The sequence below is a fragment of the Pseudomonas sp. BCRC 81390 genome (assembly GCF_030341915.1).
Classification (GTDB): domain Bacteria; phylum Pseudomonadota; class Gammaproteobacteria; order Pseudomonadales; family Pseudomonadaceae; genus Aquipseudomonas.
Genome location: NZ_JATAAG010000069.1, coordinates 1 through 24,211 on the forward strand (window position 1 = coordinate 1; position 24,211 = coordinate 24,211).

At 60.5% G+C, this 24,211-nt stretch carries 18 protein-coding genes and 1 pseudogene; 12 read left to right on the forward strand and 7 right to left on the reverse strand.

The annotated features are described in order from the left end of the window. The first annotated feature begins 239 nt into the window (after window positions 1-239). From QSV36_RS21450 to QSV36_RS21460, 3 genes are all read left to right on the forward strand, one after another. Window positions 240-800 carry a Smr/MutS family protein gene (locus QSV36_RS21450; protein ID WP_225776814.1) on the forward strand — a complete coding sequence of 187 codons (561 nt, stop codon included), beginning with the start codon at window positions 240-242 and terminating at the stop codon, window positions 798-800. Window positions 801-870: 70 nt separating this feature from the next. Beyond that, the gene (folE, locus tag QSV36_RS21455) at window positions 871-1,416 is read left to right on the forward strand and encodes a GTP cyclohydrolase I FolE (RefSeq protein WP_170028840.1); all 546 of its coding nucleotides are present in this window, start codon (window positions 871-873) and stop codon (window positions 1,414-1,416) included. A gap of 59 nt (window positions 1,417-1,475) precedes the next feature. After that, on the forward strand, window positions 1,476-1,847 hold the full coding sequence (locus QSV36_RS21460) for a glutaredoxin family protein (protein ID WP_289134265.1): 372 nt from the start codon (window positions 1,476-1,478) through the stop codon (window positions 1,845-1,847). Window positions 1,848-1,978: 131 nt separating this feature from the next. On the opposite strand, the gene QSV36_RS21465 is transcribed toward QSV36_RS21460, so the two are convergent. Continuing rightward, window positions 1,979-2,581, reverse strand: coding sequence for a glutathione S-transferase family protein (locus QSV36_RS21465; protein ID WP_289134267.1), 603 nt, complete (start codon window positions 2,579-2,581; stop codon window positions 1,979-1,981). 145 nt (window positions 2,582-2,726) lie between these two features. On the opposite strand from QSV36_RS21465, the gene QSV36_RS21470 reads away from it, so the two are divergent. After that, complete coding sequence (locus QSV36_RS21470; protein WP_289134268.1) at window positions 2,727-3,917, forward strand: benzoate/H(+) symporter BenE family transporter; 1,191 nt, start codon at window positions 2,727-2,729, stop codon at window positions 3,915-3,917. A 145-nt stretch (window positions 3,918-4,062) separates the two neighbouring features. On the opposite strand, the gene QSV36_RS26160 is transcribed toward QSV36_RS21470, so the two are convergent. The 3 genes and pseudogenes from QSV36_RS26160 to QSV36_RS21480 all read right to left on the reverse strand — a co-directional run bounded on the left by QSV36_RS26160 (window position 4,063) and on the right by QSV36_RS21480 (window position 7,518). Beyond that, the gene (locus QSV36_RS26160; RefSeq protein ID WP_502945744.1) at window positions 4,063-4,944 is read right to left on the reverse strand and encodes a methyl-accepting chemotaxis protein; all 882 of its coding nucleotides are present in this window, start codon (window positions 4,942-4,944) and stop codon (window positions 4,063-4,065) included. After that, window positions 4,921-6,003 (reverse strand): annotated as a pseudogene (locus QSV36_RS26165) (HAMP domain-containing protein); the annotation flags it as partial. The pseudogene QSV36_RS26165 and the gene QSV36_RS26160, both read right to left, overlap by 24 nt. 117 nt (window positions 6,004-6,120) lie before the next feature. Beyond that, entirely contained in the window at window positions 6,121-7,518 is a 1,398-nt protein-coding gene (locus QSV36_RS21480; RefSeq protein ID WP_289134271.1) for an aminotransferase-like domain-containing protein, read from the reverse strand. 164 nt (window positions 7,519-7,682) lie between these two features. Between QSV36_RS21480 and QSV36_RS21485 the strand changes: the two genes are divergently transcribed. Continuing rightward, entirely contained in the window at window positions 7,683-8,840 is a 1,158-nt protein-coding gene (locus QSV36_RS21485) for an MFS transporter (protein WP_289134273.1), read from the forward strand. A gap of 17 nt (window positions 8,841-8,857) precedes the next feature. Here the strand turns inward: QSV36_RS21485 and QSV36_RS21490 are convergent, their stop codons facing one another. Continuing rightward, on the reverse strand, window positions 8,858-9,619 hold the full coding sequence (locus QSV36_RS21490; RefSeq protein ID WP_289134274.1) for an SDR family oxidoreductase: 762 nt from the start codon (window positions 9,617-9,619) through the stop codon (window positions 8,858-8,860). A 176-nt stretch (window positions 9,620-9,795) separates the two neighbouring features. Here QSV36_RS21490 and QSV36_RS21495 point away from each other — a divergent pair, with 176 nt between their 5' ends. Continuing rightward, the gene (locus tag QSV36_RS21495; protein WP_289134276.1) at window positions 9,796-10,797 is read left to right on the forward strand and encodes an NADP-dependent oxidoreductase; all 1,002 of its coding nucleotides are present in this window, start codon (window positions 9,796-9,798) and stop codon (window positions 10,795-10,797) included. A gap of 126 nt (window positions 10,798-10,923) precedes the next feature. On the opposite strand, the gene pyrF is transcribed toward QSV36_RS21495, so the two are convergent. Beyond that, a complete protein-coding gene (gene pyrF / locus QSV36_RS21500) occupies window positions 10,924-11,625 on the reverse strand; it encodes an orotidine-5'-phosphate decarboxylase (protein ID WP_289134278.1) in 702 nt (233 codons plus the stop codon). A gap of 182 nt (window positions 11,626-11,807) precedes the next feature. Here pyrF and QSV36_RS21505 point away from each other — a divergent pair, with 182 nt between their 5' ends. Next, window positions 11,808-11,975 carry a DUF2897 family protein gene (locus tag QSV36_RS21505; protein WP_010952850.1) on the forward strand — a complete coding sequence of 56 codons (168 nt, stop codon included), beginning with the start codon at window positions 11,808-11,810 and terminating at the stop codon, window positions 11,973-11,975. A 227-nt stretch (window positions 11,976-12,202) separates the two neighbouring features. Here QSV36_RS21505 and QSV36_RS21510 read toward each other — a convergent pair whose 3' ends face one another. Further along, the gene (locus tag QSV36_RS21510; RefSeq protein WP_289134279.1) at window positions 12,203-12,538 is read right to left on the reverse strand and encodes a ComEA family DNA-binding protein; all 336 of its coding nucleotides are present in this window, start codon (window positions 12,536-12,538) and stop codon (window positions 12,203-12,205) included. A 694-nt stretch (window positions 12,539-13,232) separates the two neighbouring features. On the opposite strand from QSV36_RS21510, the gene wecB reads away from it, so the two are divergent. From wecB to QSV36_RS21535, 5 genes are all read left to right on the forward strand, one after another. After that, on the forward strand, window positions 13,233-14,375 hold the full coding sequence (wecB, locus tag QSV36_RS21515; protein ID WP_289134281.1) for a non-hydrolyzing UDP-N-acetylglucosamine 2-epimerase: 1,143 nt from the start codon (window positions 13,233-13,235) through the stop codon (window positions 14,373-14,375). Next, on the forward strand, window positions 14,372-15,634 hold the full coding sequence (gene wecC, locus QSV36_RS21520; RefSeq protein ID WP_289134283.1) for a UDP-N-acetyl-D-mannosamine dehydrogenase: 1,263 nt from the start codon (window positions 14,372-14,374) through the stop codon (window positions 15,632-15,634). The genes wecB and wecC overlap by 4 nt, the downstream gene beginning before the upstream one ends. Before the next feature lie 13 nt (window positions 15,635-15,647). After that, window positions 15,648-21,419 (forward strand): glycosyltransferase family protein, encoded by a 5,772-nt coding sequence (locus tag QSV36_RS21525; RefSeq protein ID WP_289134285.1) that lies wholly within the window; start codon window positions 15,648-15,650, stop codon window positions 21,417-21,419. 156 nt (window positions 21,420-21,575) lie between these two features. Beyond that, a complete protein-coding gene (locus QSV36_RS21530) occupies window positions 21,576-23,786 on the forward strand; it encodes a heparinase II/III domain-containing protein (protein ID WP_289134287.1) in 2,211 nt (736 codons plus the stop codon). A 15-nt stretch (window positions 23,787-23,801) separates the two neighbouring features. Further along, entirely contained in the window at window positions 23,802-24,185 is a 384-nt protein-coding gene (locus QSV36_RS21535) for a hypothetical protein (protein WP_289134288.1), read from the forward strand. Window positions 24,186-24,211: the final 26 nt, after the last annotated feature.

Here is a 24,211-nt window from a genome sequence, read left to right on the forward strand (position 1 = left end):
CTGACGACGCTCCCACAGGTCAAGTGCACCGCCCGGAGATAGCGCTGTAACCTGTGGGAGCGGGCTTGTCCCGCGAAGAGGCCCGCACTGACGACGCTCCCACAGGTCAAGTGCACCGCCCGGAGATAGCGCTGTAACCTGTGGGAGCGGGCTTGTCCCGCGAAGAGGCCCGCACAGGCGACACAAGGCTGCGCACTCACCGCCTCTCGGGTAAACTACGCCGCCCATGTGGAGGCATCATGCAAGACGACGATTTTTCCCTGTTCAAGGCCGAGGTGCGCGGCGTGAAGCCGATCCGGCACGACCGCGCCGACGTCGGCAAGCCCAAGGCCGATCGCCAGCAGCTGGCCGGCCTGCGTCAGGCGGCGACCGTGCGCAGTGACAAGGCGCTGGTGATCGACGGCATGTCCGACCAGTTCGTCATCGACGTCGGCGCCGAAGACGAACTGCTGTGGCGTCGCGACGGTGTGCAGGAAGGCCAGTTGCGCAAGCTGAAGCTGGGGCAGATTCCGTTCGAGGGCAGCCTCGACCTGCACGGCATGACCGTGGAAAAGGCCCGCGAAACCCTGTGGGACTTCATCGCCGAAGCCACCCGGCTGGAAGTGCGCTGCGTGCGGGTTACCCACGGCAAGGCCGCGCGCCTGGACGGCAAGCGCCCGATGATCAAGAGCCACGTCAACACCTGGCTGCGCCAGCACCCGCAGGTACTGGGGTTTGCCTCGTGCAACGCCCGCCATGGCGGCACCGGCGCCGTGTACGTGATGCTCAAGCGAACCATGCTCGAAGGCCGCGACGAGTAACGCCGCGCTTGCAGCGCCGCCCTCGCCGCCGTACCCTTCGTCTTTGCGATTTTTTCCCACAGGTAGATCCATGTCCCTGGAACAGAACTACACCGAGATCCTCAGCCAGCTGGGCGAGGACGTCTCCCGTGAGGGCCTGCTCGACACGCCCAAGCGGGCTGCAAAGGCGATGAAGTACCTTTGCCGCGGTTATGAGCAAACACTGGAAGAAGTCACCAACAATGCGCTGTTCAGCTCTGATAACAGCGAAATGGTGCTGGTCCGGGACATCGAGCTGTATTCGATGTGCGAACACCATATGCTGCCGTTCATCGGCAAGGCCCACGTTGCATACCTGCCCAAGGGCAAGGTCCTGGGCCTGTCGAAGGTAGCGCGCATCGTCGACATGTACGCCCGCCGCTTGCAGATCCAGGAAAACCTCAGCCGCCAGATCGCCGAGGCCGTGCAGCAGGTCACCGGCGCAGCAGGTGTCGCCGTGGTCATCGAAGCCAAGCACATGTGCATGATGATGCGCGGTGTCGAGAAACAGAACTCGACCATGATCACCTCGGTGATGCTGGGTGAATTCCGCGAAAACGCCGCCACCCGCAGCGAGTTCCTCAGCCTGATCAAGTGATTGGCTGTCGCCCCCAAGCCGACCCTGCGGGTCGGCTTTTTCATGTTCAGGAGTTGCCCATGATCGTCAAAGCCCTGCGGGTTGGCCTCGGCCAGCTCATCGTGTTCGTCGACTGGATCAGCCGCCCGGCCAAGCGCAAGCGCGACGCCGCCGCCCAGGCCCGCGTCGAACAAGCGGCCAAGGGCCTGGCGCTGTACCAGTTCCATGCCTGCCCGTTCTGCGTCAAGACCCGGCGCACCCTGCACCGCCTGAACGTGCCAGTGACGCTGCGTGATGCGAAGAACGACCCGGTACACCGCCAGGCCCTGGCAGAAGGCGGCGGCCGGGTGAAAGTGCCGTGCCTGCGCATCGAAGAAGCCGGCAAGGTGACCTGGATGTATGAGTCCAAGGCCATCATTGCCTACCTGGATGAGCGGTTCGCGTCGGCCTGACGGTTTGTAGGCAGCCTGTACCGGCCCTTTCGCGGGTAAACCCGCTCCCACAGGGATATCACTGAACCTGAGGTCAGCGGGATACCTGTGCGAGCGGGTTCACCCGCGAAGAGGCCGGCACAGGTTAAAGATCAGCCCACCATCAACACATGCCGCGGGTGGCTGCTGACCCGCTCCAGCCAGGCCCTCACTGCCGGGTAATCGGCCAGGTCGAAGCCGCCTTGATGCGCCACGTGGGTATAGGCATACAACGCCACATCGGCAATCGAGTACTGGTCACCGACCAGGTACGGCGTCATCTGCAACTGCCGCTCCATCACCCTCAGTGCCTTGTAGCCGCCCTTGTGCAGCTTGCGATACTCCTCCACGCGATCATCCGGCAAGCCCAGGTAGAACTGGATGAAACGCGCCACGGCAATGTACGGCTCATGGCTGTACTGTTCGAAGAACTGCCACTGCAGCACCTGCGTACGCAGGCGTGGCTCGGCAGGCAGGAACTCGCTGCCGTCGGCCAGGAAGTTGAGGATGGCATTGGACTCCCACAGGTAGCTGCCGTCTTCCAGCTGCAGTACCGGCACCTTGCCGTTGGGGTTCATCGCCAGAAATTCGGGCGTTTCCGTCTCGCCCTTGAGAATGTCCACCGTGTGCCACTCATACGGCCGGCCCAGCAGGCTCAACATCAGCTTGATCTTGTAGCAATTGCCCGACTGGTAGTCGCCATAGACCTTGTACATCGCCCCTTCACTCCCAAGCAGTTCTGCATTTGCGCCCAATAGTTGGCGACTGTACGGCTAAAAGCAATGGCCGCTGTATGGCAAGGATCATTCTTGCGCGCTGTAGTCTGAAAAAACTGCTTACACCTTTACAAGGATTTTGTTCATGACCGATGCCACTTCCGCTCGCCTGCGGCCACTGGCGGACAGCTCCCCGTCGGCGATTGTCGCCGGCTTCATCGCCATGCTCACCGGCTATACCAGTTCGCTGGTGCTGATGTTCCAGGCCGGCCAGGCGGCCGGGCTGACCAGCGCGCAGATTTCTTCGTGGATCTGGGCGTTGTCGATCGGCATGGCGGTGTGCAGCATCGGCCTGTCGCTGCGCTACCGCACGCCAATCACCGTGGCCTGGTCCACCCCGGGTGCCGCCCTGTTGATCACCAGCCTGGGTGGGGTCAGCTACGGCGAAGCGATCGGCGCCTACATCACCTGCGCCGTGCTGGTGCTGGTCTGCGGCCTGACCGGCAGCTTCGAACGCCTGGTCAAACGCATCCCCGCCTCACTGGCCTCGGCGCTGCTGGCCGGCATCCTGTTCAAGATCGGCAGCGAAATCTTCGTGGCCGCCCAGCACCGCACCTTGCTGGTGCTGGGCATGTTCTTCAGCTACCTGCTGGTCAAGCGCCTGTCGCCGCGCTACTGCGTGCTGGCCGCGCTGCTGGTGGGCACGGCATTGTCTGGCGCCCTGGGCCTACTGGACTTCAGCGGCTTCCGCCTGGAGGCCGCCACGCCGGTGTGGACCACGCCGAGCTTCTCGCTGGCGGCGACCATCAGCATCGGCATCCCGTTGTTCGTGGTGGCCATGACTTCGCAGAACATGCCCGGGGTGGCCGTGCTGCGCGCAGATGGCTACCAGGTGCCGGCCTCGCCGCTGATCTCGGCCACCGGCTTTGCCTCGCTGCTGTTGGCGCCATTTGGTTCGCACGGGGTCAACCTGGCGGCAATCAGCGCGGCGATCTGCACCGGGCCACATGCCCATGAGGACCCGAGCAAACGCTATACCGCGGCGGTGTGGTGCGGGATTTTCTATGGCATTGCCGGGGTGTTTGGCGCGACCTTGGCGGCACTGTTTGCGGCGTTGCCGAAAGAGCTGGTGCTGTCGATTGCAGCGCTGGCGTTGTTCGGCTCGATCATGAACGGGCTGACCGTGGCCATGAGCGAGGCGCGTGAACGGGAGGCGGCGGTGATTACCTTCATGGTTACCGCTTCGGGGCTGACCTTGTTCTCGATCGGTTCGGCGTTCTGGGGGATTGTGGCGGGGGTACTGGCCTTGATGATTCTCAACCCGCGCAGGGCCTGAAGGTGTTTGTTGCCTGTACCGGCCTCTTCGCGGGGTAAACCCGCTCCTACAGGGATCACACAATATTCAGCATTGTGGTATTCCTGTAGGAGCGGGTTTACCCCGCGAAGAGGCCGGTGCAGGCAACACACAGCTCAGGCACAAGTCATAATCTGAAATGCCCCACCATCCCCTTCAGGTCGGTGCCCAACTGCGCCAGCTCGATACTCGACCTGGCATTGTCCTGCATCGCCAACGCCGCCTGATCGGCACTGCCGCGGATCTGCGTCACGCTGCGGCTGATCTCTTCCGCCACCGAGCTCTGCTGCTCGGCCGCTGCCGCAATCTGCTGGTTCATCTGCTGAATCAATGACACTGCCGCAGCAATGCTGCCCAGCGCGCTTTCAGTCTGCAATGCATCGGCAACTGCCAGACGCACCAGCTCGGTACTACCCCGGATCTGCGCCACCGACTGCTGGGCATTGCCGCGCAGGCTGGCGACCAGGGTCTCGATCTGTTCGGTCGATTGCCGGGTACGCCGCGCCAGGGCGCGCACTTCATCAGCCACCACGGCAAAACCACGCCCTTGCTCACCTGCACGGGCCGCTTCGATAGCCGCATTGAGCGCCAGCAGGTTGGTCTGCTCGGCGACGCTCTTGATCACTTCCAGCACGTCGCCAATGGTGTGAATCTCGGCACTGAGGCTGTCGATACCGGCACTGGCGGTTTCCGCCGCTGCCGCCAGCTGCTCGATGCGCTGCATGCTCTGGCGCACCACCTGCTGCCCGGAATCGACCTTTTCATCCGCCGCCTGGGCCGCCTGGGCCGCCTCTTCGGCATTGCGCGCGACATCGTGGACGGTGGCGGTCATCTGTTGCATGGCCGTCGCCACCTGTTCGGTTTCGTCCTTCTGGCTACCCACTTCACGGTTGGTCTGCTCGGTTACCGCCGACAGCGCCTGGGCATTACCGGCCAGTTGCTCGATGCCCTGCTGCAAACCGCTGACGATGCCCGACAGGCCCTCGGCCATCTGCTGCATGGCCTGCATCAACTGCCCTACTTCATCACGGCGTGGCGCCTGGGCGTCGAAGCCCAGCTCACCGGCGGCAATGCGCTGGGCGCGGGCAATCACATGCCTGAGCGGTCCGACCACGGCACGGGTGATCAACCAGGCGGCCAGCACACCGACCAGCAGCGCCAGCGCGGTCGCCACGCCAATGGCCACGGCGTTGCGCTGCAGTTCACCCTGCAGCGCCTGCTCCTGCCCCAGGTAGGCCTGGTCGACGCGCCCGGTGACCTGCTCGGCACTGGCCTGCAACTGCGCCTTCAGGCCCTGTTCGCGGGCCAGCTGGTCAGTGTATTCGTTGAGTTTCTCCGAAAAGCTGCCGATGTGCCCCGCCACTTCGCCCAGCACGCTCTGGTAGCCGGCATCGCTGACCGCGCCCTGCAACTGGCCGACCAGGCTGGCGGCCTCTACGGTCTGGGCGATGCGCTCCTGGCTGACGCCCTCTTCCCCTTTACGGCTTTTTTCCAGGCGTACACGCGCTTCGTCCATGGCCTGCAGCATCAGCCGCGACACCTGCGCCACCTGCGCAGCCTGTTCCAGGAAGGTACCACCTTCCTGACCTTGGGACTGCTTGAGGGTATAGACGCCATCGTCGGCCAGGCCGGACTGCAGCACATCGAGGTTGTTGGCCACGCTGGACACCGACCAGCTGGCCATGTCCAGCGCCAGCTCCTTGGCCTGGACCGCCTCGACAAAGGCCTCGAACGCCTGCCCATAAGCCGTCAGGTCGGCCTCCGCCGCGGCCAGTGCCGGCAGGCCACGCGCACGTTCGGCCAGGCTCTGCAGGCCGCTGCGCAAAGCCTCGGCCTGTTTTATGTCAGAGCGCAAGGCAAACGCTTGCTCATGCTGGCGCAGGCGCAGCAGGTCGGTATTGAACTGGCCCAGCTGGCGCAAGCTGTCGAAGCGCTGGCCAACGCTATGCAGCGCAGCGATGCCGATGGCGGCTACCGCCAGGGTCAGCACCAGCACCAGGGCAAAACCCAGGCTGAGTTTGCGGGCCATGCCCAGGTTGGCCAGCACACCGTGCTTGCTCGCGCCCATTGCCGATTCCCCTTCTGCTGGCGAGGTTATCTTGAAGGCCAAGGGTGGCAACGTTGCCAGCCGATGAACAAGGGCCTGACGCCAGAATAGTGTCAAATAGCTATGAGCATGTCGCTATCAGCTTCGCGGAGGTCGCCCTGCGTGCTGAAAGAAGGCTTGCGCACGGGCGTCCTGCCCATAGGCGACATTGATACGCAACCAGGCGCTGGCAGCACCCTGGTAATCGAAGGCGCTCCCCGGGGTCAGCAGCACCGCATGCTGCAGCGCCAGGCGCTCCAGGCTGGCGAAATCACGCCCTGGCACACGCGCCCAGACGAACATGCCGCCATAGGGTTCGCAAAATACTTGCCAGCCCGCCAGCTCCAGCTGGCCAAGCAACTTCGCCATGTGCTGCCCCAGGCGTACACGCAGCCGCTGCATGCTTTTGCGGTAGCTGCCATTGGCCAGCATCTGCCCCACTACCTGCTCGGCAAAACGCGAGGTGCCGATACCACTGACCATTTTCAACTCGGCCAGGCGCGCCACCAATACCGGGTCGGCGACCAGATAGCCGACCCGCAGCGAGCTGCTGAGGGTTTTCGAGAAGCTGGCCATGTAGATGACCCGCTGCTCGCTGTCGAGGGTGGCCAGGCGAGTAGCCGGCCCCTCCTGGAAATCGGCGTAGATATCGTCCTCGATGATGCGCAGGTCATGCTCGCGGGCCAGCTCCAGCAGGCGGTACGCCACCTTGGGCGTCAGGCTGGTGCCAGTGGGGTTGTGGTACAGGCTGTTGATGAACAGGCAGCGTGGCTTGTGTGTGCCCAGCAGCGCTTCAAGGGTTGCCAGGTCGGGCCCCTCGGCACCACGCGGTACCGGCAGCATCTGCACCTGGTGCTGGCGCAGCAGGTTGTAGAGGTTGTAATAACCGGGGTTTTCCACCAGCACCGTGTCGCCCCGACGCAGCAAGGTGCGCACCAGCAGGTCGAGGCCATGGCTCGCGCCATGGGTGGTGAGGATACGTTCGGGACCGGCGGCGACGCCCTGTTGCGCCAGGCGCTTGTGCAACTGCTGGCGCAGGCTGGCAAGGCCCAGGGGTGGGCAGTAGTCGAACAGGTCCTGGGGGTTGCCGCGGCTGACCTGGCGCACCACCTGGGCCAGCTCGGTGGCGGCGCGCCAGTTGCTCGGCAGCCAGCCGCAGCCCAGCTTGAGCAGTTCGTCATGGCCTTCGCGGAATTGCCGCCAACTGCCGTCTGCGGCTTCGCCCCAGGGTTGGGTGTCGTCTGCTGCCAGGCCTGGTTTGCGCTCGGCGACGAAAAAACCGGTGCCATGACGCGCTTCCAGCCAGCCACTGGCAACCAGGCGGTCATAGGCTTCGATCACACACGACGCGCTGACCGCCTGGCTGCGGGCCAGGGCGCGAATTGACGGCAGGCGTGCCCCGGGGCGCAGGCGCTGCTGGTCGATCCAGGTTTGCAACTGGTCGGTGAGCTGCTGCACCAAGGGCGTAGGACTGGTACGGTCGAGGGTCAGGCGCATCAGGGTTACTGTTTGCTGGTTTCGAGCGAACAGTTAAGCATAAATGCGTTGAGGGTGTATCTGGTGAGTGGAATGGGCAGGCACCAGAGTAGGCAGGGCTGGCCCTTTCGCGGGTAAACCTGCCAAGCGGCTGGCGCAAACACGACCAAACCAGGACCCTGACCATGCCCTTCGCTCCGGCCCGACTGGCCTTCGCCCTCTGCCTGATCACCATGGCCGTCAACTTGCCGGCCCCGCTGTATATCACCTACGCCGACCTTTCCGGCCAGGGCGCTGGCGCCACGGCAGTGGCATTCGCCGGCTATGTACTCGGGGTACTGCCGGTGCTGCTGGCCCTGGGTGGCCTGGCAGACCGGGTCGGACGCCGGCCGTTGATCCTGACCGCCCTGGCCCTGTCGATGGTCGCCACTGGGCTCATGCTGCTGGCCCCCAGCCTGCAGACTCTGGGCTTGGCGCGCATGTGCCTGGGCCTGGGCACGGCACTGGCCACTGCTACGGCAACCGCCTACATGGGCGAGCTGATGGGTCGCGAGCATGACCCACGCGCCGCCACCTGGGTGACTGCCAGCACCTCGCTGGGCTTTGGCCTGGGCGCAGCGCTGACCAGCCTGTTCCTGCTGCGCGGCCCCAGCCTGGCCCCGGGCAGCTTCTATCTGCAGTTGCTGCTGGCTGCGTTGGCCATGGCGCTGGCGTGGCGCCTGCCCGACCCTCGGCCGGCACAGCCCACTCCTATGCTGCGCCTACCCTGCTACCCACGCGGCAGCGTGGGCTATGGCCTGGCCATCCTGCTGGCGTGGGCCTGCTCGGGGCTGGTCATCGCCTTGCTGCCAGGCATCCTGCGCCAGCATGGGCTAAGCGTCTGGTCGGGATTCTCGACCTTTTGTGTCATCAGCTGCGGGCTGTTGTTCCAGCCGATGGCGCGGCGCCTGAGCAGCCGTACGGCAACCTTGCTGGGGCTTCTGATATTGCCGTGCAGCTATGCCGTGCTGGCCTGGGGCGCGGCCCGCGGACAACTGGGGGCCGTGCTGCTGGGTGCAGTAGCGGCCAGCAGTGCGTGTTACGGGTTTATCTACCTGGGCGGGCTGGCGGCGGTGAACCAGCTGGCTGGCAGCGAGAAGACCCGGGCCAGTGCCGGGTTCTTCCTGCTGGCGTACCTTGGGTTCAGCTTGCCGGTGATCTTCACCGGGCTGCTGAGTGACCGGCTCGGGTCGCGGTTGGCCTTGCTGGTGTTCGGTGGGGTGCTGACGCTGGGGTGCGTGGCGCTTGGGCTGGCCTTGCTGTCCGGCTCGCTGAAAACCGCCCAGGCGGCACGCTCGGTGTAGGAGCAGTGACAGTTGCCTCAGATCGCCGTAGCCCCGCCATCCACCGTCAGGCAGTGCCCGGTGGTAAACGCTGCGCCGTCACTGCACAGGTACAGCACGGCGCTGGCAATCTCCTCGACCTTGCCAATCCGCCCCACCGGGTGCATGGCAGCGGCGAACTCGGCCTTGCGCGGGTCGGCCTGGTAGGCACGGCGGAACATGTCGGTGTCGATGACCGCCGGGCACACCGCATTCACACGGATACCCTTCTTGGCATATTCAATGGCAGCCGACTTGGTCAGGCCGATCACCGCGTGCTTGGAGGCGCTGTAGATGCTCATTTTCGGCGCCGCGCCAAGCCCCGCGACCGAAGCGGTATTGACGATCGCACCACCGCCCTGGGCCAGCAGCAGCGGCAGCTGGTACCTCATGCACAGCCACACGCCTTTGACATTGACGCCCATGATGGCATCGAACTCCGCCTCGCTACCCTCGGCCAGGCGGCCCTGCTCGATCTCGATACCGGCATTGTTGAAGGCATAGTCGAGCCGGCCGTAGGCGGCAATCAGGCGTTCGTGCAACTGGCGCACCTCGGCGTCGCGGGTGACATCACAGGCAATGAACAGCGCCTCGCCACCCGCCGCACGGATCAACGCCACAGCGGCCTCGCCACTGGCCGGGTCGAGATCGGCCACCACCACCTTCAGGCCCGCCTGGGCGAATGCCAGGGCGGTTGCCCGGCCGATGCCGGCGGCACCGCCGGTGACCAGGGCGACCTGGCCGGAAAAGGTCATGCTCATCGCGTGCTCCTGAGAGTGCTGGGTGAGGTCCGGAGCATAGTCAGCCAGTAACCGGCCGGGCAGCATCATCACCCCTCCGGTTGAGCTACCATGCTTGTCAGTGATGTTACGGACCTGCCTCCATCAACAGGGTAGATTTGGATGCCTAACCTCTCCACTGCCCACAAGGACCTGCCATGACCCAGACCAACCGCCGCTTCCTGCTCGCCAAACGCCCGGTCGGCGCCGTGCGCCGTGATGACTTCAGCTTCGAGACCGTTCCCGTCGAACAACCCGGCGAAGGCCAGGTATTGGTGCGCAACCTGTATTTGTCGCTGGACCCGGCCATGCGCGGCTGGATGAACGAAGGCAAGTCGTACATCCCCCCCGTGGCGCTGGGCCAGGTGATGCGAGCGCTGGGTGTTGGCGAGGTGGTCGCCTCCAACCACCCCGCTTTCAAGCCGGGCGACCATGTAAGCGGCGCTCTTGGCGTGCAGGACTACTTCACTGGCGATGCCCAGGGCCTGCACAAGATCGACCCCAGCCTGGCCCCGCTGCCCCGCTACCTGTCGGCACTGGGCATGACCGGCATGACCGCCTACTTCGCCCTGCTGGAAGTCGGCCAGCCCAAGGCCGGCGACACAGTGGTGATTTCTGGTGCGGCTGGCGCGGTGGGCAGCATTGTCGGGCAGATCGCCAGGATCAAAGGCTGCCGTGTGGTCGGCATTGCCGGCGGGGCCGAGAAATGCCAGTACCTGAAAGACGAACTGGGCTTTGACGGGGTGATCGACTACAAGGCCGAAGAAGTGCTGGCCGGCCTCAAGCGCGAATGTCCCAAAGGCGTGGACGTGTACTTCGACAACGTGGGTGGCGACATCCTCGACGCCGTGCTGACCCGCATCAACTTCAAGGCACGCATCGTGATTTGCGGCGCAATCAGCCAGTACAACAACAAGGAGGCGGTGAAAGGCCCGGCCAACTATCTGTCACTGCTGGTCAATCGCGCACGTATGGAAGGCTTTGTGGTAATGGACCATGCCAAGGACTATGGCAAGGCCGCGCAGGAGATTGCCGGGTGGCTGGCCAGTGGGCAGGTGAAGAGCAAGGAGGATGTGGTGGACGGGTTGGAGACCTTCCCCGAGACATTGCTGAAGCTGTTCAGTGGGGAGAACTTTGGCAAGTTGGTGTTGAAGGTTTGATTGCGGGACCGGGCCTGTAGGTGCAAGCCATGGCAGGCTAAGCACCTGGTAGATCGAGCGCCGCGTGGACGGCGCTCGATCTAGCCGCCACCATGGTGCTCAAGGCGAGCACCTCAGGCAGGCAACTTACCCACGAATCTCCGCCACCACTGCTGCCAGCGCCTGCGCCGGGTCGGCGGCCTGGCTGATTGGGCGGCCGATCACCAGGTAATCCGAACCGGCATCCAGCGCCTGGCGCGGGGTAAGAATCCGCCGCTGGTCATCCTGCGCGCTGCCTGCAGGGCGAATACCCGGCGTCACCAGTTGCAGCGACGGGTGCGCCGTCTTCAGCGCCGGGGCCTCCAGCGCCGAGCATACCAAGCCGTCCATGCCAGCCTTCTCAGCCAGCGCCGCCAGGCGCAGCACCTGCTCCTGCGGGTCGATATCCAGGCCGATACCGGCCAGGTCTTCACGCTCCATGCTGGTCAGCACGGTCACGCCAATCAGCAACGGCTGCGGGCCGCTGCGCTTGGCCAGCTCTTCACGGCAGGCCGCCATCATGCGCAGGCCACCGGAGCAATGCACGTTGACCATCCACACACCCATCTCGGCCGCTGCCTTCACCGCCATGGCGGTGGTATTGGGGATGTCATGGAACTTGAGGTCCAGGAACACTTCGAAACCCTTGTCGCACAGGGTTTCGACAATGCCCGAAGCGCTGCTGGTGAACAGCTCCTTGCCAACCTTCACCCGGCACAGCGCAGGGTCAAGCTGGTCAGCCAGCTTCAGGGCGGCCTCGCGGGTAGGGAAATCCAGGGCGACGATCAGGGGCGTCTGGCAGGCGGACATGGGCAGGGTCTCTTGGCAAGTCGAAAACGGCGCGCATTGTAAACGAAGTGGCGCAGGCTTTGGGGACCGCGGATCACGGAATTGGCCCGGCACGGCCTGGCTCCTATAATTGAACCAACGGAACGGGTAATTGCTCAAAATTCGTACAAGCACTGCGCCTCATCGGTAAAGGAGAACGACACATGCCCTGGTATGCCTGGCTGATACTCATCATAGCCCTCGGCTCGATCGTTGGCGGGCTGATGCTGCTGCGCGACACGGCAAAGAAGCTGCCGCTGACCGAGGAGCAGCTGCGCAAGGTGCATGAGCGCAACGCCGAAGCGGATGCCAAGGATGCGCAAGATCGCTGAAGGCCAAAGCCGACGTTTTAGACAGCATTTTGACGCGACGCGCAGATAAAAATAACTTCTTGTTTTACTTGGTATTTATTGCGGGGCTTTGCGCTCCTCCCGCTATAAAAGGCCGCTCCTGCAAAAGAATAACGATCCATCGCGAGAGCGGCCTTGCGCCGGATTGGCTTGTAACGCGGCCTGAGGTTTCAAGGCAACCTCAACGCAACAGCCGCCTCCCCTCCCGCTTACTTCACCATCAGCTTGTCCCGATTCCGCTCCAGCAATGCGTTGCCAATGCCTTTGATTTCAAGCAGCTCATCCACCGAAGCGAAGGGCCCATTGGCCTCCCGATAGGCCACGATGGCCTCGGCCTTGGCCTTCCCAATGCCATTCAGTTCCTTCTGCAAGATCGCCGCGTCAGCCGTGTTCAAGTCCAGCCGCTGCGGCTGCTGGGCCTGTTGCTCACTGACCATAGGCACCGGTTCGGACGTTGCCGTTGTGCTGGTGGGAGCCGCGCTGACGGAAAAGGACAGGCTGGCGAACAGGGGCAGCAAAAGGTACGACAGTACGTTGTTACGCATGGTGAACACTCCTTGGGTTGGTCTTTTCCTGCAGCCGCTTTCCTTCGGCTGCGTAATCAACCCTAGCGGTTCTCCGATAATGCAAACAGCTTCGCGCTTCGGTTATTCGTTACTGAATCCGACAATAAAGAAAGCAAGTTGGGCCACTGCAAAAATAATGGCATTAAGCCATATTTCCGGGTAACTTCATGAAAAACCGGCGGTAGCAAATCGCCTGCTGTTAAATTCCCGTTTAACCTCGGTTTCATTCAGACCAAAAGCCGTTGCTTTTCCCACAACCCTTATCGGCCAAGGCTTCCATCCATTCGTCGTATGCCTTCGTCGAATTGATCCGATTGGCATGATGCCTGAATAACATCAAACAATCGTTTTTCCAGATCCAACTTAGCAAAATCGGATCCAATTATCCGATAAATATGGCCAATTTCCTACATGAAAGGGAAAAAAACGTGCCATAGAGGGTGTCAGAGAGATGACGAAATGATAAATTTGCGTTCATTGGACAACCGCCACGCTTGAAGGATCCGAGCCCAGATGAATTTTTCTTCATGTTTCCCCAGGCATTCAGCTCGCTTCGGCGTGCGTGGAGTAGCCCAGGCCACCCCCCTCGGCCGTTTTGTGTAACACCCTCCGAGCTGCACCCGTAGCACCCGATACAACCGCCTTCACCCTCCATACACAGAAGACCGTCGCCGTGCCCCTCAAGACCCTCACTGTATTCGGCACCCGCCCAGAAGCCATCAAGATGGCTCCGCTGGCCCTCAACCTTGCCCAAGATGCCCGTTTCGAGTCGCGCGTCTGCGTCACTGGCCAGCACCGCCAGATGCTCGACCAGGTCTTGGAGCTGTTCGAGATCTCGCCCGACTATGATCTGAACATCATGAAGCCAGGCCAGGATCTGACCGATGTGACCACTGCCATCCTGCAGGGTCTCAAGCCTGTTCTGGCCGAATTCAAGCCCGACGTGGTGCTGGTCCACGGCGACACCGCTACAACCTTGGCCACCAGCCTGGCCGCCTACTATCAGCAGATCCCTATTGCTCATGTTGAAGCAGGCCTGCGTACCGGCAACCTGTATTCGCCGTGGCCGGAAGAAGGCAACCGCCGCCTGACTGGCGCCCTGGCCGCCCTGCATTTCGCGCCGACTTCCACTTCGCAGGACAACCTGCTGAAGGAAGGCATCGACGCTGCGACCATCCATACCACCGGCAATACCGTGATCGACGCGTTGCTGGAAGTGGTGCGCAAACTGGAAAGCCCCCAGCTGAAAAGCCAGTTCGAAACCCAGTTCAGCTTCCTGGACCCGCAGCGCCGCATGGTGCTGGTCACCGGCCACCGCCGCGAAAACTTCGGGGGCGGCTTCGAACGCATCTGCCAGGCCTTGGTACACACCGCGCGTCAATTCCCTGACGTAGACATCGTGTACCCGGTACACCTCAACCCCAACGTACGCGAGCCGGTCAACCGGCTGTTGGCTGATGTCAGCAACATCCACCTGATCGAGCCACTGGATTACCTGCCGTTCGTCTACCTGATGACCCGCTCGTACCTGATCCTGACCGACTCCGGTGGCATCCAGGAAGAAGCCCCTGCCCTGGGCAAGCCGGTGCTGGTCATGCGCGACACCACCGAGCGCCCTGAAGCCGTCGCCGCCGGCACCGTCAAGCTGGTCGGCACCGACGTCGAGTCGATCACCGAGCACCTGGCGAAACTGCTCAACGACGATGCGACCTATCGCGAGATGAGCTTTGCCCATAACCCCTACGGCGATGGAAAAGCGTGCGCGCGAATCCTCGACGCACTCTCCGCCTTCTCTAACCCCAAGGACGCAGCATGAGCTTTAACAAGATTTCTGTCGTAGGCCTGGGCTATATCGGCCTGCCAACCGCTGCCGTTTTCGCCGCTCGCAAGAAGCAGGTGATCGGTATCGATGTGAACCAGCATGCGGTCGACACCATCAACCGCGGCGAAATCCATATCGTCGAGCCTGAGCTGGACATGGTGGTGCATGCTGCCGTCACCGAAGGCTACCTGCGCGCCTCTACCGTTCCGGAAGCAGCCGATGCCTTCCTGATCGCCGTGCCAACCCCGTTCATCAATGACCACCAGCCGGACCTGAGCTACATCGAGTCCGCCAGCAAGGCCATTGCGCCAGTGCTGAAGAAGGGTGACCTGGTCATTCTCGAATCTACTTCGCCGGTCGGCGCCACCGAGCAGATGGCCTTCTGGCTGGCCCAGGCGCGCCCGGACCTGAGCTTCCCGCAAACCCACGGTGAAGATTCCGACATCCGCGTGGCCCACTGCCCCGAGCGCGTATTGCCAGGCCATGTGCTGCGCGAACTGGTAGAAAACGACCGGATCATCGGTGGCATGACCGCGAAGTGCTCGGAAGCGGCCGTGCGCCTGTACCGCACCTTCGTTGAAGGTGAGTGCATCGTCACCAACGCGCGCACTGCGGAAATGTGCAAGCTGACCGAAAACAGCTTCCGTGATGTGAACATCGCCTTCGCCAACGAACTGTCGATCATCTGCGACAAGCTGGACATCGACGTGTGGGAGCTGATTCGCCTGGCCAACCACCATCCTCGCGTCAACATCCTGCAGCCTGGCCCGGGCGTGGGCGGCCACTGCATCGCCGTCGACCCGTGGTTCATCGTCAGCCAGACCCCGGAGCAGGCACGCCTGATCCGCACCGCCCGCGTGGTCAACGACAGCAAGCCTGAGTGGGTGATAGACAAGGTCAAGATGGCCCTGGCCAACTTCCTGATCAAGCACCCGGGCAAGTCGGCCCAGCAAGTGAAAATCGCCTGTTACGGCCTGGCCTTCAAGGCCGACATCGACGACCTGCGCGAAAGCCCGGCGCTGAGCATCGCCGAGCGCCTGGGCAATGAGCTGGAAGCCACCCTGCAACTGGTCGAGCCGAACATCGAAGCCCTGCCGCAGCGTCTGGCGCACCACGAGCATGTGGAATTCGACTATGCGCAGGACAGCGCAGACATTCACGTACTGCTGGTGAAACACCGCGAATTCCGCGGCACCTTCAATGTGCGTGACGCAGCATTCGTGATCGACGCCGCAGGCGTTACCCAGGCTTGATGGATCAGACCGCATGAACAACCCCACGCTTGAGACCCCTACCGTGAACACTGAGCTGCCTTCACCTTTGGCCGACATTCATGACCGCGTGATGGAAGCCTACTACGGCAAGCTGGGGGATCAGTTCATGCGCGAAACGCAGTCCCGCATCCACTGGATCTGCGCCCAGGTCAAAGGGCGCCGGATCCTGGATGTCGGTTGCTCGCAGGGCATCGTGCCCCTGCTGCTGGCACGGGAAGGCTGTCAGGTCATCGGTGTCGACACCAGCCCTCAGGCTATTGAAGAAGCCAAGGGCTACTTGTCCTCCGAACCGGCCCACATCCAGCAGAACGTCACGTACATCAATTCAGACTTCCTCGCGCTGGACACGCTCGAGGTTGAACCGGACACCGTTGTCATCAGTGAAGTGCTCGAACACCTGGTACGCCCGGAGCTGTTCGTCGAAAAAGCCTACGACCTGCTCAAGCAGGGTGGTCGATTGGTGGTCACCGTGCCGTTCGGGGTCAATGACTTCATTGACCACAAACACACGTTCTACCTGATGGAACCGTTCCGGCTACTGGCCGAGCATCTGCAAATCATCGAAGTGAAGATGCTTGGCAAATGGTTGGGTATCGTTGCGGTGAAGAGCGAAACGCACAAACCCGGCGTTATCGACTCGCTGACTATCGAACGCGTGCGTGAGCTCGAAAAAGCCTTCGAATCCATCGAGCGCGCTTTGCGTGGAAATCTTGGTGCGATCGCCAAGCAGCTGGAAGATACCAACAGAAAGTATCGTACCGCCAACGAGCAGATTGCCCAACTCAAGACCGAAGCTCAGAAAGCTGAAGCGCTTTCCAGACAACTACAAAACCGCGATGCCGACCTTGCGGCACTGCAACAGGCCAGTGCGCGCAATAGCCAAGAGCTCAATGAAGCACTCAATTCGCTCAGGGCCGAGTTGAGCGAGGCGAATGAAAAGGCTCTCGCTACTGCCAAGCGGTGTGCTGAACTGGAACAGCAAAACGCGGTGCTTGAAGAAGCTCAGCTGCAGAAGTGCAGCGAGCTGACCGTAGCCAGCGACCTGTTGGGGCAACGGACTCAGGAGCTGGAGACGCTGCAGCAGTCCCTCCGCACCCTTGAGGAACAACTGTCTTCCACAAACCAGCAGCGTGTGGCGGCTGAGGGCCTGGCAGCCAACGAGACGGCAAGAGTCGCCGCGCTGCAGACTCAAAACGATCAGCTGGAAAGCCAGCTTGAGCAGATGTCTGAGCGTGAGGCGGCATCCTCCGAGCAACTGGTCCAGGCTCGCCAGATCAACGATGGACACGTGGAAACCATCACCAAACTTCGTGCGCAGCAAGCCGCCTTGCAAGCCAGGCTGGAAAACCAGTTGCAAGCGACCACTGAGCTGCGGACTCAGGCCGAGCAAACCAATGCTGGCCACGTAGAGACCATCACCGCCCTTCGTGCTCAGCAGGCAGCTCTGAAAGCTGCCCTGGAAAGCCAGCGACAGATGTCAGCCGCAACTCAGGCCCAGGCAGAGCAGGCAAGTGCCGCCCTTGAAGGCACCATTGCCTCTTTGCAAGAACGCCTGACAGCCATGCAGTCCGCGATGGAGGAACAGCAGCAGGCAATGAGCCAGCTGCAAAACGCGAGCAATCAGGAGATTGCCGTGAAAGATGAGTGCATCACTACGCTGCGCATGCGCCAAGCGGAATTGGAAGCCGAACTTGAAAGCGAGTTGGAGTATATGAATGAATTGCAGGCCCAAACCCAACGGGCCGACGCTGCGCAGGCCGAAACCATTGCCCTGTTGAAAGCACGTCAGGCCGAACTGGAGGGCCAGTTGCAGGCTATGAGCGAAATACAGGCACGCAGCGAGCGAGAGCACGCAGCCCAAGCCAACACCATCAATACCCTGGTGGAGGTGCGCAATGGCCTGGAGGAGCAGCTGCATGTACTGATGCAGGCAAGCACCCAAGCACAGGAAGCCCAGGCAGAACAGGCAGAGACCATTGCCTCGTTGAGTCAGGCAAAGGACGAGTTGGGCGAACAGCTGGCACTCGAAATTGCCAGTCGCCAAGCCGCGGAAGCGAGCCTGGCGGCTACCAATGAACAATGGCAGGTGCTGCGGATGCAGCTGGAAAACGAGCTGAACTCGTCGAAAGCAGGCCTGGGCGCCGCGAATATGAAGTACCGTGCCCTCAGCAGTGAACAGATTCCGCAACTGAAGGCCAACCTCAATCAGTTGCTGGAGCGCAGCGCGGCACAACAGCGCAAGATCGACGAGCTCAACGCAAATCTGGAGCGTGCCAACACGCAACGTCATCTGGCTGAACAGCGGCTGGTCAAGACGCGCGCCAGCATGACTTACCAGCTCGGTTACCAGATCAAGAACAGCGCCACCTCGTTGGGCGGTCTCGTAAAATTGCCGGTGCGCTTGTTGCGTCTCTACCGCAAAGCCAACCAGCAACGCCAGCAGAGTGAACAGAAACGTATTGCCAGCGAACCGCTGAAGGCCCTGCTGCCTCCAGCGCCAGTCGTCCAGGATGAGAACTACCTGAAACTGCCAGAAGCCCTGGCCACCAGCGCACAAAGCCGCTCTGCGCTGTTACGCCAGGCCGATCAGCCGGTAAGCCGCTTGAAAGTAGCCTGCGTAATGGACGAATTCACCTTCGGCTCCTATCGCTATGAATGCGACCTGATGCAGCTCACCCCGAACAACTGGAAAGCAGAGCTTGAAGGTTTCCGCCCGGAACTGCTGTTCATCGAATCGGCCTGGCGCGGCAAGGACGAGCTGTGGGGCAGCAAGGTAGGCCATAACAGCCAGGAGCTGCAGGACATTCTGACCTGGTGCCGTCAGAACAAGGTACCCACCGTGTTCTGGAACAAGGAAGACCCCGTTCATTTCGAGACCTTCCTGACCACCGCCAAGCAGTTCGACCATGTGTTCACCACCGATATCGACTGCATTCATCGCTATAAAGGTGCGCTCGGTCACGACCGTGTCTACCTGCTGCCGTTTGCCTGCCAGCCAGCGCTGCACAACCCGATCGAACTGTACAAGCGCAAAGATGCCTTCTGTTTCGCTGGCGCCTACTATGCTCGTTACCCGGAGCGCACCCGTGACCTGGGCAATTTCGTTTGCGAGCTGCCGAAGTTCCGCCCACTGGAAATTTTCGACCGAAACTTCGGTAAGAACGACCTGAACTATCAGTTCCCTGAGGAATACCAGCCGTATATCATCGGCACCCTGCCCTTCGAAAGAATCGACACCGCCTACAAAGGCTACCGCTACGCAATCAACCTGAACTCGATCAAGCAGTCGCAGTCGATGTTCGCGCGTCGAGTGTTCGAACTGCTGGGCTGCAACACCATTACTGTCAGCAACTTCTCGCGCGGTGTACGCCTGCTGTTCGGCGACCTTGTTGTCACTACTGACAATGGCGAAGAGATGCTGCGCCGCCTGCAGTTGCTGGCAGAAGACCCGCTCAACAGTGACAAGCTCAAGCTCGCCGCCCTGCGCAAAGTGATGCAAGAGCATACCTACACTCAGCGCCTGGATTACGTGCTCAGCAAGGTGACAGGTACCGCCAAGGCCCAGCGCCTGCCGGAAATCGTCGTCATCGGCGAAGCGCAAGACCGTCAGCAGTTCGACATGCTGCGCGCCCACCTTGACCGCCAGAGCTACAGCCAGGTCCGCATGGTCATCATCACCGATGTCTATCAGAGCAGCATTGTAAGTGATGACCCTCGCATTCTTGTGCTCAAACCGGCCCAACTGAAAAAATCCAGCCTTGCCGAGCTGGTCGGCAGTACCCCGTGGGTTGCTGCGTTTGTACCGGGCGATTATTACGGCCCCAACTATTTGTTGGACCTGGCGCTGGCAACGCGCTACAGCAATGCACAGGTGATCGGTAAAGCCGCTCATTTCACCTGCAAGGGGCAGAATGCAGAGCTGCTGTCGTCTGAATTGGCATACCATCCGCTTCCGTCTCTGAGCGCACGACGCTCGCTGGTGGCGACCGAAATCGTTGCCGGTCAGCCATTGCTCAACTGGCTGAAGAGCCTGCCGTCACTGACGTATACGCATGAGCAAGGCTTGGCTATCGACCCATTCAACTATTGCGAGAATGGTGCGGCGAAGCACGAAAGGATCAGCGCCAAGGTCGATGACCTGCAACTGGACCTCGGCATCACCATCGATCAACTGCAAGCTCGCGCCCAGGCCATTGCGCCGTTGAAAGTCAACCATGACTCGCCGGAAATCAGTGGTCGGGCCTTGGCCGACATCTTCGGCGCCAAGCACAACAAATTCCTCGACCTGAGCGTCGATGTGGACAGCTGGCGCGTAAATTCCAAGTTGGCAGATGGCAAACATGAATATGTGTATGCACTGAACGAAGTCAGCCTGGACGAGCTGAATATCCAGGACCGAAAGCTCAAGCTTTACCTCGACTGCACGCCTGGCCTGAACCTGCAATTGGTGGTGCTGTTCCTCGATGCCGAAAAGCAGCGAATCAGCCACGTGATGCAGCACGCCAACCGTAACCAGACTTCCGAAGTGCCGCCGGAGGCCGCCTTCGTGCGTTTCGGCCTGCGCGCCTATGCCTCTGGCAATACCGAAATCAAGGCCCTGGTGCTTGGCCACCGCAACTTGCAACCTTCAGAGATGCTTGGCCGTTCGCAACACCTGGTGGTCACCAATCATTACCCGGCCTATGAAGACCTGTATCGCAATGGCTTTGTGCACAGCCGGGTAATGGCCTATCAGGAACAGAACCTGAACGTCGACATTTTCCGTCTGCGCAAGAATGAAGCGGTCAGCTATCACGAGTTCCAGAACGTGGACGTGGTAACCGGATGCCAGACCACACTCATCAAGATGCTGGAAAGTGGCCAATACAAGAGCGTGCTGGTGCACTTCCTGGATCCCGATATGTGGGCAGTGCTCAAGCGCTTCACTCATATGGTCAAGATAGTGGTGTGGGTGCATGGCGCAGAGATTCAGCCTTGGTGGCGTCGTGAGTACAACTACTCGGACGAACTTCAGTTGGCCCTGGCGAAAGTCGAGAGCGAAAAACGTATGGCGTTCTGGCGCGAGACGCTGACCAATATGCCAGCCAACCTGAAGCTCGTCTTCGTGTCTCGCTACTTTGCTGAAGAGGTCATGGAGGATGTGGGCTTCCGCATTCCCGAGGATCGCTACGAGATCATTCATAACCCGATTGATACGGAACTCTTCTCGTACCAGGCAAAGCCGGATGCGCAGCGTATGAAACTGCTGTCAATCCGCCCTTATGCGTCGGCCAAGTATGCAAACGACTTGAGCGTCAAAGCGATCGAGTTGCTGGCAGGAAAACCATACTTCGAGGACCTTGAATTCCGCATGATCGGTGATGGCACCTTGTTCGAGGAAACCCTCGCCCCACTGCGCAAATTCAGCAACGTGACCATTGAGCGCGGCTTCCTCAAGCATCAGGAAATTGCAGCACTGCACAAACAGTATGGCCTGTTCCTCTGCCCGACCCGTATGGATGCACAAGGGGTCTCCCGCGATGAAGCGATGGCTTCCGGTCTGGTCGCCGTGACCAACGCTGTTACGGCTATCCCTGAATTCGTCGATGACGAATGTGGAATTCTTGCACCCGGTGAAGATGCCCAGGCGATGGCCGACGGTATCGCCCGGGTGATCGAATCACCGGAACTGTTCCGCAGGCTGTCCGTTGCGGCTCGTGTACGTGTTGAAAAACAGACTGCCAAGCATTCAATCATCGCCCGTGAACTTGAGCTGATTCGATAAGTGATCCTGGTGCCGAGCCAATTGCAGGCCCCCTCGGCCGCGCGGCAGCAACACTGCCACACATGCCTTTCGAGCAGCTGTCGCGATTGGCTGAGCGCCTTGTAGCGCCACTGAGGCCAGTGCCCTTTTTTTACTTTCAGAAAACACTTCAAAGACATGCTTAAGATAATCCGCGATCACTTCTTGAAGGAAGATGAAATCGAGGCTACAGCCGAACCCGCGCTGGACAAGCCGGCGTTGGACTTCCTTTCCGACCGGGACATTCTCGACTACAGATCGTACTGCAATCACGGCAGCGCAATCGACGAGCCTTTTAACCTTCAGGGCTTCAGTGGCAATGCGCGCGCCGCCATGCTGGATGGCAATCCGGTGTTTACTTTCAGTGGCAACGCGAACGTTTACCAGCTTCGTTTCAAGCTGCCACGGAGCTTCCACGGAAATGGTCTACACCTGAGGTTCCGCATATCCGATTGGGAAAAGCTGAACTACATCGGCGTGGGCTACACGTTCAAAGGCAGCTATCGCCATGTGAAGATCGTGAATGCCGCTCGACGCGAGTGGATCGATTTCACGATCGGGCACAACGACTTGGCATTCGGCATCCAAAATGACTGGGATGTGCCATCCGCCTGCGATTTCGAAGAAATAAAGCTCTATTTCAAGGGTCAGCCGCAACATGAAGGCTCGACCGTGGAAATCGAGCGCCTCACCTGCTGGTACGAAAACGACAAGCCCCCGGCCTGGCTGACCGAAGGCTTCGCCAAAGCGCCACTGCCCGAAGCACTTCGCGATTCCCTGTACGCCTACATGGAGAAATGCTTCAAGGATGTACCGACCCAGGCCAACGATTACCTGCAAAAAGGCGTTTGCCCACTCTATGGAAACATTGGTCTGGACTGGAACTGGCAGCTGACTCTGCCGGATGACCTTGATTCGGTTGGCACCTATCGTTTTTCGTGGCATTCGCTGCATCCGGCAATCATCCTGATGCTGCATGCGCGGCAGGAAGGCAGCATCGCGCCTCTGTTCCCGGCGCGTGAGTTCGTCAGCAACTGGCTGGAACGGAGCTATTTCAATGCCGACGAGGACCGGAAGTTTGCCTGGTATGACCACGGCACCGCCGAGCGACTGCTGGCATTCTTGATGATCTGGGATGTTGGTGCCCTGCACCAGTTCGACAACCGCTTCATGATGCGCCTGCGCGCAGCCATCTTCAAGCATGCCCAGTTGCTGGCTTCGGAGATGTTCTACGCCTCTCACCAGGCTTCGCGATACCACAATCACGCCTGGTTCCAGGACATGGCGCTGCTGGCGACCAGCCTGGCCATGCCCGACTTCCCATGCTCCGAACGCTGGCAGTCGCTAGCCTTGTCACGCCTGACCGACCAGCTGGACACCTTGATCGTTCGCGATAACGGTTACGCGGTGTTTGTAGAAAACTCCATCGGTTACCACCAGGGCGTGCAACGGTTGATCGCCTTCGCTGGCGAACTGGCGCAGCAGAGCTCCCATACCACGACCATTCCAACGGTCGCTGAAGAGCTACTCAAGTTCTCTGACTTCTTGCGCTATCCGGACAATCGCTCCCCGGCACAGGGCGACACGTTCCGCCGGGCCAATCCGGATTTGGATACGGTGCGAAACAGCAGCAATTACCCAACACCCTCCGCAACGATCCTGCCAACTGCAGGATATGCGATTATCAAGGGCAACCACGCACAGACCGCTTACATGCTGACCCTGTTTGCGACCTCGCTGTGTAAAACGCACAAGCACCAGGACAATCTGTCTTTCACATTGTTCATGGATGGTATCGAGTGGCTCATCGACCCAAGCTTCTACTCACACGAATATCTCAAGCCAGTTCAGAGTTTCCTGAGGGGTCCCTATTCGCATAACAACCCGGTTATCGGCGATGTGCCCTATAGCATTGAACCTGGGCACGCTCAACTCACGGGAGAAGTCATTGGCAGCGGCTTTGCCTTGCATGGCTCGCATGACGCATTTGCCGATACCGTGGTCAAACGTAGTATCACAGGTCATCTGGACCGCTTGCAGCTCGATATCAGCGACGAGATCCATTCAGCGGTTCAGAACAAGCCCATGTTCAGCCTGTTCCACTGTGGTGATGGCACGCAGGTGACAAAGACCCAGGACGGCGTGGAGATTCGTCATCCGGCTTCAAGCTACCGAATTACCATCGCTTCGAACTGCCCCTGCACGATTGTCACAGGCTGGAATGACGACCAACTCGTGAAAGGCATAAGCGGCGTTGGTTTCATGCAACAAATTGATACATCGATGGTTGCATTTGAAATGAAGAACGCTATCAAAGCGCAATTCACCATTACAGCTCTCCAAAACTAAAGCTTCGGAATAAACATGAAGAAGATCGCTCTGTACTCGATTTTGGCTCTTTTCCTGACCGCTTGCAATGCACCTGACACGGCTGACATCAACCTCAAGGAAGGCAACAAAATCTCCTTGAGCAATGTCAAAAGCACGAAAAGCTACATGGCAACCAAGGATGAAAAAGATCGCCAGTTCCATTACTTCGAAACCACTGCGGACCTGAAGACCGTGTACCAGGACTTCAACCAGGCATTGGAAAAGAGCGGTTACAAGGCAACCATTAAAACACAAGATGACTCAAGCATTCAGGCTTACTTCAGAAAGCCCAACGCTGCCATGATTGTTGCCAATTTCAAGCAGTCCAACCCGAACCAAGCATCCACCCAGGCGGTAATTTCCTGGGCCGTAAACTAACGTAATGCCCCGGTATGTTCAGATGC